The sequence below is a fragment of the Tunicatimonas pelagia genome, from assembly GCF_030506325.1.
In the GTDB taxonomy this organism is placed as follows: Bacteria; Bacteroidota; Bacteroidia; order Cytophagales; family Cyclobacteriaceae; genus Tunicatimonas; species Tunicatimonas pelagia.
Genome location: NZ_CP120683.1, coordinates 4357271 through 4371663, shown reverse-complemented (window position 1 = coordinate 4371663; position 14393 = coordinate 4357271). Strand labels below are relative to the sequence as shown.

At 45.5% G+C, this 14393-nt stretch carries 12 protein-coding genes; 8 read left to right on the top strand and 4 right to left on the bottom strand.

Annotated features, from left to right (window positions below; translation table 11 throughout):
• The first annotated feature begins 127 nt into the window (after positions 1 to 127).
• Positions 128 to 1366: an ABC transporter permease gene (locus P0M28_RS18785; RefSeq protein ID WP_302204217.1), complete on the top strand. Its 1239-nt coding sequence runs from the start codon at positions 128 to 130 to the stop codon at positions 1364 to 1366.
• 27 nt (positions 1367 to 1393) lie between these two features.
• Here P0M28_RS18785 and P0M28_RS18780 read toward each other — a convergent pair whose 3' ends face one another.
• A complete protein-coding gene (locus P0M28_RS18780) occupies positions 1394 to 1858 on the bottom strand; it encodes a RidA family protein (RefSeq protein WP_302204216.1) in 465 nt (154 codons plus the stop codon).
• 3 nt (positions 1859 to 1861) lie between these two features.
• Entirely contained in the window at positions 1862 to 4480 is a 2619-nt protein-coding gene (locus P0M28_RS18775; RefSeq protein ID WP_302204215.1) for a T9SS type B sorting domain-containing protein, read from the bottom strand.
• Positions 4481 to 4634: 154 nt separating this feature from the next.
• Between P0M28_RS18775 and rlmD the strand changes: the two genes are divergently transcribed.
• The 7 genes from rlmD (at position 4635) to P0M28_RS18740 (ending at position 13239) form a co-directional block, all read left to right on the top strand.
• Positions 4635 to 6047 (top strand): 23S rRNA (uracil(1939)-C(5))-methyltransferase RlmD, encoded by a 1413-nt coding sequence (rlmD, locus tag P0M28_RS18770; RefSeq protein WP_302204213.1) that lies wholly within the window; start codon positions 4635 to 4637, stop codon positions 6045 to 6047.
• Positions 6048 to 6240: 193 nt separating this feature from the next.
• Complete coding sequence (locus P0M28_RS18765; RefSeq protein ID WP_302204212.1) at positions 6241 to 6714, top strand: RNA polymerase sigma factor; 474 nt, start codon at positions 6241 to 6243, stop codon at positions 6712 to 6714.
• Between the two features lie 11 nt (positions 6715 to 6725).
• A complete protein-coding gene (locus tag P0M28_RS18760) occupies positions 6726 to 7430 on the top strand; it encodes an energy transducer TonB (protein WP_302204210.1) in 705 nt (234 codons plus the stop codon).
• Between the two features lie 10 nt (positions 7431 to 7440).
• The gene (locus P0M28_RS18755; protein WP_302204209.1) at positions 7441 to 9981 is read left to right on the top strand and encodes an FG-GAP-like repeat-containing protein; all 2541 of its coding nucleotides are present in this window, start codon (positions 7441 to 7443) and stop codon (positions 9979 to 9981) included.
• Positions 9982 to 10001: 20 nt separating this feature from the next.
• Complete coding sequence (locus P0M28_RS18750; RefSeq protein WP_302204208.1) at positions 10002 to 11507, top strand: PorP/SprF family type IX secretion system membrane protein; 1506 nt, start codon at positions 10002 to 10004, stop codon at positions 11505 to 11507.
• 213 nt (positions 11508 to 11720) lie between these two features.
• A complete protein-coding gene (locus P0M28_RS18745) occupies positions 11721 to 12791 on the top strand; it encodes a C1 family peptidase (protein ID WP_302204207.1) in 1071 nt (356 codons plus the stop codon).
• Between the two features lie 121 nt (positions 12792 to 12912).
• Positions 12913 to 13239, top strand: coding sequence for a protease inhibitor I42 family protein (locus P0M28_RS18740; RefSeq protein ID WP_302204205.1), 327 nt, complete (start codon positions 12913 to 12915; stop codon positions 13237 to 13239).
• A 34-nt stretch (positions 13240 to 13273) separates the two neighbouring features.
• On the opposite strand, the gene P0M28_RS18735 is transcribed toward P0M28_RS18740, so the two are convergent.
• Together P0M28_RS18735 and P0M28_RS18730 are read right to left on the bottom strand one after the other, a co-directional pair.
• A complete protein-coding gene (locus P0M28_RS18735) occupies positions 13274 to 13573 on the bottom strand; it encodes a hypothetical protein (RefSeq protein ID WP_302204204.1) in 300 nt (99 codons plus the stop codon).
• 16 nt (positions 13574 to 13589) lie between these two features.
• Entirely contained in the window at positions 13590 to 14165 is a 576-nt protein-coding gene (locus tag P0M28_RS18730; protein WP_302204203.1) for an RNA polymerase sigma factor, read from the bottom strand.
• Positions 14166 to 14393: the final 228 nt, after the last annotated feature.

Below are 14393 nucleotides of genomic sequence, written 5' to 3'. Positions count from 1 at the left end.
GATTTATTGCCAAAAAATGCGGAATATTATCGGCGAGGTATTATTTTGAAAGTACAGAAAAATTGCGAACAATATAAATCAGCTATCGATAGTTTGCCAAATTTATCTTACGTATGTACTGTTCTTTATGAATCTAATTAATAATATACAAGAAAGCCTGAAGGCGATTAAAGATAATTTGCTGCGAACTACCCTCACTGCTTTGATTATTGCGCTGGGCATTACCGCTCTAGTGGGTATTTTAACAGCTATCGATGGTATTCAGGCCTCAGTAGACGACAGTTTTGCTAGCTTAGGCGTTAATTCGTTTACCATTAAGGAGAAGCGAGGAGGGAACCGTCGTAGTCAGCAAGGGCGTACTGAGAAAAGCTACCCACCTATTCGCTACAATGATGTAAGATCTTTTGTTAAACGCTACAACTTTCCGGCACAAGTGTCGGTTCGAACTCGGGTTACCGGGGGAGCAGAAGTTAAACGGGGTTCTAACAAAACCAATCCTAACATTCAGGTAGAAGGTACCGACGAATACTATTTAGGCATCGAGGGATATCGCTTGCAGAGCGGACGTAACTTCTCGCGTCTTGAGGTAGAAAAAGGTACTAATGTGGTTATTGTAGGAGCTAATATCGTAGATGCTCTGTTTGATGCCCAGGCAAACCCAATAAATCAGACTATCTCCCTGCTAGGATCACCTTTTAAGATTATTGGCGTATTGGAAGAGGTGGGTTCGGGGCCGGGTGGAAATGTCGATAGAAAAGTTATCATCCCGCTAAGTAAAGGACGGCAATTGGCTACTAGCAGTACGCTAAGGTATACGATTACTGTCTCGGTTACGGCTGGTAATCAGATAGATGTAGCCATGGGCGAGGCTACCAGCATGATGCAAGCTATTCGTCAGGATCCTATTGGTAGTGAGCTTTCCTTTGAACTTGAAGAAAAAAAATCGCTGAGCGAAGAACTAGGTGAAATTACTGGTTACCTGCGGATTGGTGGATTTTCCATCGGACTAATTACTCTGTTGGGTGCCTCCATTGCGCTAATGAATATTATGATGGTTTCAGTCACCGAGCGCACTCGCGAAATTGGGGTTCGTAAAGCCCTAGGAGCTACTCCGCAGCGCATCCGTCAGCAATTCCTGATGGAAGCCATTGTGATTTGCCAGATTGGAGGAATAGTCGGAGTATTACTTGGAATGGGAATAGGCAACATCGTAGCCCAGTTTATGGATGTAGGTCAGTTTATTGTACCCTGGGTCTGGATTTTGAGCGCACTTGTAATTTGTATTGGTGTCGGTATCTTTTCCGGATACTACCCTGCCTACAAAGCGTCTAAGCTTGACCCGATTGAGTCGTTGCGGTTTGAGTAGTTATTCTACTCTTTATTGAAACAATTCTTATGACTCAGCAGAAATCGTAAATGTTGTAGTTAATCCGACACTGAAATTTCTAGGTAGTTTCTCAACACCGAATATTGCCCTTGAGTGTCGCCCTTTATCTCCTAAAACATCTATAAATAAGTCAGAAGCACCGTCCACAACTCTTGGCGAGTCGTCCCAATTATCACCCGCTTGATAATACGCATCAACATGATTTAGCCCAATCAAATAATCAAAGCCAACTTTCCTATCTATCTGCGCCAGTACATTCATAGCACACAATTTCATAGCTTCGTAACCTTCGTTAGTCGTCAGTTCATTTCCCAGACGTCCCGTGTACAAGTATTTCTCATCCAAAATTGGAAATTGAATTGCAACGTAGGCAATATTGTTCCTAACGTTTACTGAAACATAGTTGCCACCTGGGTTAGACACCTTAGGAAGTTTTAGTCCGACTTCGCTTAGTCTATCTAGTGGATTCATAGATTACTCAGTATCCGGAGAATAGATGTACACCCTTTCCTTAAACACTTCTCGGGAGTAATACACCAAATAGAAATAAGGCCCCGGAGCCATGTCTTGAGCGTACCACTGAAAGTTAGGATCACTGGATTGGTAGACTAATTTTCCCCACCGATTGAAAACCTCGATACGTTGAAACTGGTTAGCGCAAGTGCCTAGGGGCAGATCACAGTCTCTACTAATTTCGTTACAGAAATTTAGGTGGAAAAAATCTCCGGTGCCATCACCATTGGGGGTGAAAGCATTGCGAGGTTCAAATTCATCAAAATTGAGCGGGGCTACGCCTAGCTCCAACGTTACGGTAGTAGTATCGTTCTTACTGTTGAAGCACTGATCGTCTTCTATCGTAAACATGAGTTCAAAAGTAGCTTCCTCAAAATCAGGGGGTAGTAAGAAACAATCAGGGTTCCAGAAAAAACGCGACTGTACCCTGCCTCGGGCGCGAGCGTTGTTAAATTGGAAATTTACTACTTCCAGGTCAATTGGCTCCCCATCGAGGGTAACTTCGGCTAAGCGAAGGGTTAGAATGTCTGATTGATTTTCATCGGCACCCACCACATCGAGCACTACCGGAAAACCCACCGCAGCCCGCACGGTATCCGATTCAATGTTTTGTATAAAAACGGTAGGGGCTTCATTGTCGGGCGGTAGTACATTAATACGGATGCGAAGTGAGTCGGTCGCCGGATCGCTACAACCGGTTTGGTCGGTAGAAAGGAAAATAATATCAAACGAGCTGCGTTCGGCCAAATCAATATTGTTGCAGGAAAGTCGCCAACTAAAGGGCGAGCTAATGTTCCGAATACCTGTGTTACCCGGAAAGTTGATAGCGTAGTCAGCCAAATCAAATCCGTCGCCAATGGCGCGTAGATCGAGCAGATCGTTATCAACATCTTCGGCCAGTACATCAAACGCTAGTAGCTCATTAATTCGCACAGTTACCTCAGTTTCTTCCAGGCCATCTAGGGTTATTTTTGGGCGATTGTTATCCGGTAAGTTCACCCGAAAGCGAATTTGTAGCCGATCAGGCTCGCCTAGCTGACACTCGCTTAGATCGTCTAGTTCTACCAGTACCGTAAACTCATTCTGGGAACGAAAATCGAATGCCGAACAGTCAGGAGTCCAAGTCAGCACCTTGCGGACTTCGCCGGGCACTAGCAGCCGTTCTTGCAGCTCAATGCCCAAGTCCTGTAAACTAAAACCATCGCCTTCGGCAGTTAGCACCAGCAAATCATCATCCTCATCTAACCCCTGAATTTCCAGTTCGTAGTTTTCACCTACATTAAGATCTACATTGAGTACGTTGGGATTTCCGACAATAACCGGATCGCTGTTTTGTGGTCCCTCTACTTCTACCGTGAGCCGAAGTGTATCGCGCAGCGGCACACTACAGGCATCATCGTAAGCAATGATATCAATTAGCATAGGGCCGCGCACGTAGGGGCAATCGGGCAGACAAAAATCTAGTTTAAGTGTGTCGGTAGAGCCGTTCAGAATGCTTAACTTGGTAGAGATTAGGTCTTGAATATCCTGGTCAAAATTTACTCCTTTTGCCTCTACGGTAATTACTTCTTCCGGATCAGCATCGGTAATAAAAAGTTCCAGGCACTTTTCGTCTTCCAAACCAAAGTTTATAATATTACCTTCCTCATAAAAGTTGGAATTTCCCTTTACCTTAGCCTGCACTCGGGGCGTTTCGCCAGGGTCAGCGTCTACTACAAACATCTGAAAATCTCGTCTTACCTCCCCAATTTTTTCGCCATCGCGAAACTCCTCTACTTTAATAGCAAATACAAACAAGCCAAGCTCTGAAGGAGTTACAGTAAGCAGCCCTTCCTGACTAATGCGTAAGGGCGGAGTTCCAGCAATGATGTTGCTAAGCGTATACCCGTCGGCTAGGTCAACCAGCGGATGCGGAGCCGGAGTGGGTGGCGGAAGCCCGCGGTCGGTTAAAGAGCTATTCAGGGGGTGCGTTAGAGAATACACCAGCGAATCTCCGTCAGGATCGTTTCCTGAAAAATCGAAATAAAACGGATTATTGATAACCGCGTAGTCGCTCAAGGGTGGAAATAAAATGGGGGTGGTATCTACGAAGGGGCGGCCATTTTTAACCACCGGTGGAAATTCCAGGTAAAAGGTTTGACCAGATCGTTCTTTCACCGAAGGGGCAATGTTATCAATAAGATTGTTACGGCAACAGCGTTCGTACACTATGTAGTAGCCTTCCGGGTCGTTGTATCGGTCGGCGGGAAGCGTGATGCTTTCCGTATACAAGATTTTTCGGGTAGAAAGCTCGGGAATGGTACACTCTGGGTTGGTATAATCAACAAACTCGGAACCGACGTTTCTGAGTTGAACGGCCGTCATAAAGGCATTGTCGCTCTTCCGAAAAATATGTACTTCCGCCACCAGATCTTCCGCATCCGGATCGCCATTTACATCGTCAAAGTACTGAATTAGGTTCAACTGATACTGAAAACCATCAATATGCCGTAATTCAAACTCTCCTCCCACAATGTGGCTCGCCTCTATTGTTTTGAGAAAAACAAAGCAAAGGAGCAAGCTTAGTAGACACTTCTTCATTCGCCAAAGGTTAAGTCTAACACCTGTAAAAACCGTAATTTTTACTTCCCTCAATGCTAAAGATACTTATTTTCCCTAAAAAGTTAGTCGGACTACTTACAATTATCTTAATCAGCTAATCAGATAGTACAAATAGCGTACCTTTGCTCACGCTATGGCAAGAAGAGATAAATTACCCCTACTAGAGAATATAACCATTGAGCGGATGGCGGCGGAAGGAAAATGTGTGGTTCACGCCAATGGAAGAGCCGTGTTTGTGCCCTACACTGCCCCCGGCGATGTAGTTGATATTAAAGTAACCAAAGCCCGCAAAAAATTTTGGGAGGGCAAAGCCATTACCTTTCATCAGTATTCGCCCCAGCGTACCGAGCCGTTTTGTGCTCATTTTAGTATTTGCGGGGGCTGCAAGTGGCAGCACATCCCCTACGAGCAGCAGTTAGTCTACAAGCGTCAGCAAGTGATTGATCAGTTTGAGCGTATTGGTAAAATACCTTTTCCCGAGGTTGCACCTATTCTGCCTTCTCAAAATACGCGCTACTACCGCAACAAGCTGGAGTTTGCTTTCTCTGACCAACGCTGGTTTACCCGCGAAGAAATAGCTTCGGGTGAAGAGCTCGATAAGCGAGCATTAGGCTTTCATATTCCGGGTAGTTTTGAGAAAATTCTGCCGATTGAGCACTGCCATTTACAGGCTGACCCTTCTAATGATATTCGTATGGCGGTTGACCAGTACGCCAAAGAACAGGGGTTGCCGTACTACAACATGCGACAGCATACCGGAGTGCTGCGTACACTGATGATTCGTACGGCCAACACTGGTGAGCTTATGGTAATGGTACAGTTTGGTCGCGATGCAGATAACGCCCCTGAGGCAATTGATGGGCTATTGAATCATTTGCGGGAGAAATTTCCAATGATTACTTCACTACAGTACGTAATCAATCGGAAAATGAACGATACTTTTCACGACTTAGAGGTGACCTTGTTTGCCGGGCAATCGTACATTACCGAGCAAATGGAAGGCTTGCAGTTCCGGGTAAGTGCCCAGTCATTCTACCAGACAAATTCTGAGCAGGCGTATCAGTTGTACCGGGTTACGCGCAATTTTGCTCAGTTGAGTGGCGAAGAAGTGGTGTATGATTTGTACTCCGGTACTGGCACTATTGCCAATTTTGTTGCTGCCCAAGCAAAAAAAGTAATTGGCGTGGAGTACGTAGAAACCGCTACCCAAGATGCTAAAGTGAACTCGCAGATTAACAATGTGAGCAATACCGATTTTTTCGCCGGAGACATGCGGGATTTGCTGAACTCGGAGTTTCTTCAGCAACACGGTCGGCCCGACGTAATTATTACGGACCCGCCCCGGGTAGGGATGCACGCCGATGTAGTGAAGCAATTACTAGAAGTAGGTGCTCCCCGTATCGTTTACGTAAGTTGTAATCCAGCTACTCAGGCTCGAGATATTGCGCTACTGCACGAAAAATATCGGGTGGATAAATTGCAACCCGTCGATATGTTTCCGCATACCCACCACGTAGAAAACGTAGCCTCACTCGTGCTTCGATAAAAAATTTCGCCTGAGGCTGTATCTTTTCCAAGGTTTGGTATTCTAATGAATGATTGATGACTAATGATTAATGAATGATTTATTACAAGTCATCAGTCCGCGTTACGTCGGCATTATTCACTAACCATCATTCATTATCGAAGAGGAACAGCATATTCGAGAAGCTCAGCGAGATCCGCAGGCATTTCGTCCGTTGTACGAAAAGTATCATCGGCCTATCTTTTTGTTTGTGTACCGACGGGTAGATAATGAAAGCGTAGCCGCCGATATTACCTCTCAGGTATTTCTTAGTGCGCTGCTTCATCTGAAGAAGTACAAAATCACTAAAGCTCCTTTTCTGTCGTGGCTCTACCGCATTGCTCACAATGAAGTGATGCAGTTTTTTCGTAACACGAAGCATGTTCGCAAAATTGTTATCGACGAAAATCTACTGGCTGAGCTAAAGAGTGAAGAGGAATATTCACCAGATTATCTGGAGAAGTGGCGAGATCACTTAATTGCAGCTATCAACACGCTTCGTCTGGAGGAAGTACAACTTTTAGAGCTTCGCTTCTTTGAACAAAAGCCTTTCCGGGAAATCAGCTTCATTCTCAACATTACCGAGAACAATGCCAAAGTAAGAACCTACCGACTGCTGGCTAAACTTCGCAAACAGTTGGAAATGTAAATACCAGTATCATGAAATTAACGTATCGCTGTATGTTTAACGATCGCCCTCCTTCTGATCCGGCCCAGTGGCAAGATTTTGACCAGCTTCTGATCCAGTATCAACAAGCCCAGCAAACTCGCTCTAACTACCGCCGATGGTTGTACGGAGCCATAATAGCGATGGGATTGGGGTTGGCCGGTTGGGGAATCATCTACTGGATTGATGCGCCTCAGGTCGCCGATCTGCCTACCAAAGTTACTGCGCTTCCTCCGCAGCTATCTGGCCCAGAGAATCCACTCCGGAATGAAGGCTTTACGTCCCAAATTCAGGCGGTGCCATTACCAGAAAGAAAAACTTCTTCCACCCTGAATACGGAAGCTTTACCTTCAAAACCTAAAGCAAAAACACCGGCGAAAGCTACCAGCCAATTTGAAGAAGCCCAACCGATAGGAGGTTACCCCGCTTTGTACGAATACTTTGCCGACCACCTACAATACCCCGAAGCAGCCCGGCGGGATCAGGCCGAAGGCAGTGTGCTAGTTGAATTTTATATTAATGAGGAAGGCCACCCCGATCAGATCCGCATTTTGCAAAGTGTACGCGAAGATATTGATGAGGAGGCCATCCGGCTGATAAAATCCATGCCCGAGTGGGCTCCGGCTCAGGTAAACGGCAAACCCGTAGCCACCAAACATACCATGCCGCTCACCTTTCAACTAGACGACAATCTTTAAGCTCAACAACATGAAAGTGTCTATCGATAAACACCAGAGCAAAAACACGTTATACAATTCCCCCTTTGACAAAGTGACCGCCGTGGAGCGGGGATTGAGGGGGATTTTTCTTCACTTTTTATTTCCCATCATATTTTGCTTCACCCTGACCATAACCGTATCTGCCCAAAATTTCAAACCCGATACGTTGACGTTGCCCCTCAATATTGAGTACGCCACTGCTGCCGAACTAAGCGGTGATACCTTTTTGGATTATTTCTTCTACGGAACCAATTCGGCAGGAAATATTGGCTACTGGATTTACGAGAACCAGGGTAACCAAACATTTACGCTAAGACAACTCTCTCTGCCTACCATTACCGAAGCTACTTTCGCTTTTGCTGACCTTAATCGAGATAACTTGCTAGACGTGGTGATCTCGGGTAGAGACAGTGTTGACGACAGAACTACAAATGTTTTTTATTCTTTAACCGATCCGGGCACTGGTTTGAGAATGCAGGTAGATAGTCTGCAAGCCAGTATTATCACATGTGCCGATTTCGATAACGATGGTAGGCGCGACCTAATGCTCAACGGTACCAAAGCAGATTCTCTGGTTGCCTTAGTCTATCAGAATGTAGATACGGCTTTTATTGTTCAAGACACACTACTTATCGCCCTACAAGCCGGTGTAGCCACCGCCTACGATTGGAATAACGACGATGAGATTGACCTACTGCTGAGTGGAACCACGGAAAATGGAGAAGCAGTTACCCAACTCTACCAGAACCAAACAAATTTTGCCTTTGCCCCTAAAAATGTTGTTCCTGATTCGGTAATCGGCACCGCGGTAGCCATTGGTGACTATAACCACGATGGCCGCAACGATATACTACTCTCGGGACAGAATGCTCAGAACGAACCGGCAACTACTTTGTACCAGTATACCAATCAGAATTATGAGTTGCTAAAATTAGAGATGCCTTCCATTCGGGGCGACTTCGCTTCGCTGGCCGATTACAACCACGATGGTCTGGCCGATATTAGTTTGGCTGGACAGGACGCTAGCGGGCAGAACGTGCTACGCTGGTACTTCAATCAAGATAGTACCGTTCGGGAAGAAGTGTACGATTTATTATTGTTGGCCTCTGATTTTTATCAGACAGTGGGTGATATGAATAATGACGGAAATTTAGATGGGCTGATAGTAGCCAACTACCCCAATTCACCGGACTCCTTATTTCTACTGTGGAACGAAACTAATACCGAAAATGCCGGCCCCGGTCGCCCTTCAGCTCCTGAGGTACGCACGATTGCCAACAAGACGTTCCTCAACTGGCAGGCTTCGCCCGATGATACCACACAACTAGCTGCGCTAACATTTGATCTGTACGTTCAGCAAGAAGGTAATGTAGTTTATGATGTTTCACCGGAATTTTCGGATGAATTTAAACATCGGGCTGATTACGGACGAGCAGGGTACGGTACTGAGCACATCGTTCGTAACCTGCCGGAAGGCACCTTTCACTGGGGAGTAGCCGCCGTAGATAACTCCTTTCGGATGAGTGAACCCTGCGAAGGCGGTGGCGGGCGCGAAGTATGCTTTACCATTACGCGAGAAGATACGGCAGTTTGCGTCAATACTACGCTGCGTTTAGGAGCCAGGCAGGCGGTAGATTGGTACTCCACCCAGCAGGGCTACCTGCAAACCAGTCGGCAGTTAGATTACACAGTGGTTAAATCCGATACGCTCTACTACGCTATTCAATCGGAAACCAATTGTGCTATCAACTATACAATCACTGTCACTACCGACGAAGAATTTGATTTACTTCCCAGCGATACTACCGTTTGCCGAAACGAACCGTTAGTCTTGGTAACGGATTCCGTTTTTTCAGCAGTCAACTGGCACTCGGCTCGTCAGGGGTTAGTGGGTTCGGAGGATACGCTGGCATTTGAAGTAATTGAACCCGATACGCTGTGGCTGGAGGCAACGCTGCCTTCGGCCTGTTTGGTGTACGATACCATGATAATCGACCTCTTTCCAGAAGAAGAGCTAATTGCCGACACCCAGGTAAGTGTAGAGTCTGGTTCATTGGTGACCTTGCGCGCCGAAGAGGCTCTTGGCTACACTTGGTTTCCAGCAGATAACTTAAGCGATACCACTCAGCAATCGGTAACAGCCTCACCCACTCAAACGACTACCTATTTTCTTCAGGCAGTTACCCTAAACGGTTGCTCCGTTACGGATAGCATTACCGTGATACTAGAGCCAGCGCGGGTGCTCACTACGCTGTTTGTCCCGAACCTGTTTTCGCCGAATGGCGATGGTAAGAACGATGAATTTCGTCTGTACGGACAACGAGTTGAAACGCTAACTTTTCAGGTATACGACCGGCAGGGTACGCTACTGTTTGAAACCAATCGCTTGGCAGAAGGCTGGGACGGAAAATACCGTAATCAATCACTACCCAACGGGCTATATCTCTGGAAGATTTCTGGTTCTTTTGAGGATGGCACTCCGCTGGTGTTTGAAGGAAATCAGTCTGGTACGTTGCGCCTGGTTCGGTAAATTATTGATAACTCATCGGTATGATTCGCACTTTTCTGCTACTTTTCTTTTTACTCAGCGCACTTCACTCCTTTGCCCAAAACCCATTATTCACCCAGTACCAACTGGCTCCGGTTAATACAAACCCGGCTTGGGCAGCAGCTTCACCCGACTGGTGGGTTGTGGCTCACTATCGCCGTCAGAATTTTGATGGTGGGTATATTTTTCAATCTTCTCAACTTACAGTAACCCGTCCGCTACTACAGGGCAAACGTCGGTACGGGGGCGTAGGTATTTCGGTACTGGATGATAACACCGGCGAATCGGGTTGGTACCGTTTTCAGCGGTTGGGGGCTTTATTGGCGCACGACATTTCGCTTTCTCGGTATCAGCGACTCAGTTTAGGGGTTCAGGCTCATTATCAGATCAAGCGAATCTCTACTGAAAATATTCGTACCGGTAGCCAGTTTCGCCCCGGCCAGGGTTTTGACCCAGCACTAGGCTCGGGCGAAAACATGAATGATCTACAAGCCAACTACCTCTCTCTAGGAACCGGAGTGCTGTGGTACGCTCTAGATCGCCACGAAAATACTACGTTCTATGCCGGAATAAGCTGGTTGGATCTTAACCGACCGGATGAGTCATTTTTTGGCGATGCCCAGCCGTTGCCGTCTACATTGAGTTTACAAAGCGGTTTGCGGGCGTACCAAAAAAATCGCTTTACGCTGTTTCCTGAGTTGTTACTGCTGCACCAGGCTGGGGTGAGCATTTTGAACGTAGGCAGTCGCTTCTCCTACGAACTAAGGAATGCCTTTGGAATTGCTGATAGTGCGCCTCGAGTTGATTTTATTCCTCGCTACACCCTCAATCGTAGCTTAGCTTTAGCCCTACAGTGGCATCAGTCCAACTACACACTGGGAGTGAGCTTTGATACGGGAGCAAGTAGCCACCGGGCTAATCCGTTGCGAAGTGCGTTTGAAGTTGCATTGGCTTGGCATCAGCCCGTAACCCCCAAAAATAAAAACAAGCGAAAACGCCGTAAGAAACGCAAATCCAGTCGCCGGAACCGCTCAACAGAAAAAATATCCGTAGCCATACCTTTACTTACCTCACTACCGCCCGCTTCGTTTACCGATTCAGTGAGAGAATTTTCAGTAACTCGTGTAGTGGTGCCTTTATCTTCGAATGATTTTCGGGGTAGAATAGAAACATCTACCCTTAATTTATTTATTGAGTTTCCTTTCGGTCAGACTTCCGTAGGGGAAGAATCGCGAAGTTCCCTACAAGCTATCGCGCGCTTTCTACGGCAGAACTCAAATTTAATAGTAACCCTCACCGGGCATACCGATAATGTTGGTAGTCGAGAAGGTAATCAGCGGTTATCGCTAGCCCGAGCGAATGCAGTTCGTCAATTTTTACTGAATTACCAAATTGATTATCAGCGAATTAAAGTAGGAGGAAGGGGAGAAGAAGAGCCTTTGTACCCTAACGCTGACGAAGTGCTTCGAGCTAAGAATCGGCGAGTAGAAATCAGCTTTTCTCATTGACCTATTACCGCACAAAATATGTTATGGGACATTTGTAATACAATTTCTTTCTGGTAGGAAATGCAGAGTAATATACTATCAAGTTTGGCTTATAGTGTGTCTAGAATTATGCTTTTTTACTATTATTTTTTTGACGGTAGTTACATTTTTACTCTTTGGTGTACCAATACCTGATCGATCGCCTCAATAATTATTCACTTTAATACTACTCTCATGCAAAAGCTAAGTAAATCACTATTTCCCATTATCATTGCTTTTACCATTATTGGAATCAGCTTCACTGCTTGCGAAGATAGCAGCGAACAGATTTCTTCCCATTACCCCTTGCTTAACAATCCTAAATTTGAAGACAAGTACCGTGACCGAGAGAATGATAACGCCGCAGAACAGTATCCTCTAGAAGTGCTGGCGCAATTTGAACTACCGGAAAACTGGCAAGAGATTGCTGAAATCCAGAATAAGTACGCCGAGATTATTTATGAATTGGATTACGAGCGGTTAGTTGACTACGATTACTTATTTAAGGATATGTGTTTTGCCAGCCGTACTGCCTTTAACTGGCGCGATGTGGGTAAGGTAACTGCGGTTCGTAATCAGGGTGGCTGCGGTAGTTGCTGGGCATTTGCCGCTATGGGTGCTTACGAGAGCAGTAATATGATCCGCAATAATATCACCGCTGATGTGTCGGAGCAGGATGTCTTGAACTGTGCAGGCGCAGGAAGTTGCCGCGGTGGCTGGTATGATCCTGTGTTTAAATACATGCTGACAAACGGGGTGGCCAGCGAAGCCAGCGAACCGTATCTAGCACTAGATGACTTCTGTTCTCCTCGACTTTATAAACCTTTCCGAGCCATAAACTGGGGCTTTGTAACGGTAAAACGTGAAATACCTTCGGTACAAGAGCTAAAAGATGCGTTGTGTAAGTATGGTTCATTGTCAATAGCGGTGAAAGCTACTTCCGCTTTTATGCGGTACAATCCGGCTGATGGAGTATTTAAGGAAGAAGAAGCTGGCAAAGGAATAAATCACGCTATAACATTGGTAGGCTGGGATGACAACAAAAACGCTTGGCTTATCAAAAATTCTTGGGGTAGTGGCTGGGGCGACAATGGCTATATGTGGATTGACTACAACACCAACAACGTAGGGTATGCTGCCACCTGGGTGCAAGCTCAAAGCCGGTTTTACATTCCTGATGATTATTTATTGGAGGTTATCAGAGAACGCTTTGAAATTATTAACCCGTTTCTTCATCCTGAAGAATTTGAAAAGATTGAGGGATAATTTATCCAACTTGGGGACTTCCCTTACCTTCACTGCGTAAGGGAAGCCTTCATTCGTATCAGTTATGAAACAAGTAGTTCTATTCTTTTACCTGTGGTTATCAGCATTATATCACCAACCAATGAATACAACTGAAATAATATTAGATGAACAGCATCATAATCAGCAAGTGGAGGTAGCCTACAAAGATACCCTACTGGTAGAGTTATCTCACCAGCCGGGCATCGGCTATTATTGGGTTTGGCAGCAAGCTGATAGTATCCCCAACAAGCTAAAGCTTATCGGCGAAGAGGTTCTGTCTGAACAAAGCAGACCCGGTGGAGAGGCTTTGCAGCAATTTTGCTTCTCAGCAATAGAAAAAGGGGAATACAAACTAAACCTTGATTTGAAGCGACACTGGGAAAATAGCGTGCTTCGGCAGTACTCAGTAAGTTTACAGATCAAATAGCGGTATCTGAAATTCTCTGCTAACCCAAGTTCAATTATAGCAAATAATAGTAGTAGATGGCGTACCCGGCTGCTCCCAGAACAGCCATCCCACCGACAATCAGGGCAATAAGTTTCCAGTTGATTTTCTTTTCAGGGCGGTCGGCTAGTATGAGGCGCTCTTTGAGTTCGCGCATAAACTGTAGCTCCATTCCAGCCAAAATATCACGATGAAGGTGCACCCCCTCGGCCAATTCTACGTGTTCTCGCATCCGCTTCTCAAACTCAGCCAGTTCTTCTCCAGCCATTGACCCGCTAACGTATCTATCAATTTGGTTAAAGCGATTTTCTGCCATCGTCTCCCTTATTGTCTTAAACAAAATCTTCGTTTTGGTACCGTTCGCGTACCATGCTTTTCAAACTGGTTAGGCAGCGTAGCTTCTGGGTTTTTACTACGTTTTCGTTTTTATATTGTAACCGTTCCGCAATGGCTTCCATGCTAAAACCACGGAAGTAGAACAGCTCCAGAATACTTTTACAGGGTTCACCTATGGTCTCCATCAGTCGAGCTACCAAGCGTTGGCGATCATTGGTGGCAAATTGGTCAATAGGGTCGGCGTGGAGGCTTTCTACCAGACCTAGTTCGCTACTCTCTAGGGCAACCGGTTGCTGTAGCTTCTTACGGATAACGTTTTTGCCAATGGCAAATAAGTAAGTCTTTAATGAGCTGGTTAGTGATTCTAGCTTACCCTGAACGATGTTTCGGTAGAGGCACACTACCGCATCCTGAAAGGCATCGGCCGATTGTTCTTCATCAATACGGTAGCTATGCTGCGCCCACTGCTGAAAAGCCGGTCGATATTCTTTATAAATTTTAATTAAGCTAGTTTCATCGCCATCTTTGATGCGCTGAATAAGCGTTTGATCTTCGGTATACGTTTGCTCCACAGCTAATGCGGGTTATTGCTACGAAAAAGTCAGTAAAAAAGAAACAATTACTGTTCTAGAAGGCCGATTTTCTTTTCGGATGTAATTAATTAGATAATTTCTACTAAAGAAGCAAAAAAACCACTCATTTGAGTGGTCTTTGCAAAAATATTATCATACAACATCGGAGCTATCAAATAATGCTCTGGGTATATAAATGAATATCAGATAGATATGACTGAATGAGGT

What these genes read in the sequence shown, in the direction of transcription:
- P0M28_RS18785 (WP_302204217.1), top strand. Translation starts at nt 128, where the DNA reads ATGAATCTAATTAATAATATACAAGAAAGCCTGAAGGCGATTAAAGAT.
- P0M28_RS18780 (WP_302204216.1), bottom strand. Translation starts at nt 1,858, where the DNA reads ATGAATCCACTAGATAGACTAAGCGAAGTCGGACTAAAACTTCCTAAG.
- P0M28_RS18775 (WP_302204215.1), bottom strand. Translation starts at nt 4,480, where the DNA reads ATGAAGAAGTGTCTACTAAGCTTGCTCCTTTGCTTTGTTTTTCTCAAA.
- rlmD (WP_302204213.1), top strand. Translation starts at nt 4,635, where the DNA reads ATGGCAAGAAGAGATAAATTACCCCTACTAGAGAATATAACCATTGAG.
- P0M28_RS18760 (WP_302204210.1), top strand. Translation starts at nt 6,726, where the DNA reads ATGAAATTAACGTATCGCTGTATGTTTAACGATCGCCCTCCTTCTGAT.
- P0M28_RS18755 (WP_302204209.1), top strand. Translation starts at nt 7,441, where the DNA reads ATGAAAGTGTCTATCGATAAACACCAGAGCAAAAACACGTTATACAAT.
- P0M28_RS18750 (WP_302204208.1), top strand. Translation starts at nt 10,002, where the DNA reads ATGATTCGCACTTTTCTGCTACTTTTCTTTTTACTCAGCGCACTTCAC.
- P0M28_RS18745 (WP_302204207.1), top strand. Translation starts at nt 11,721, where the DNA reads ATGCAAAAGCTAAGTAAATCACTATTTCCCATTATCATTGCTTTTACC.
- P0M28_RS18740 (WP_302204205.1), top strand. Translation starts at nt 12,913, where the DNA reads ATGAATACAACTGAAATAATATTAGATGAACAGCATCATAATCAGCAA.
- P0M28_RS18735 (WP_302204204.1), bottom strand. Translation starts at nt 13,573, where the DNA reads ATGGCAGAAAATCGCTTTAACCAAATTGATAGATACGTTAGCGGGTCA.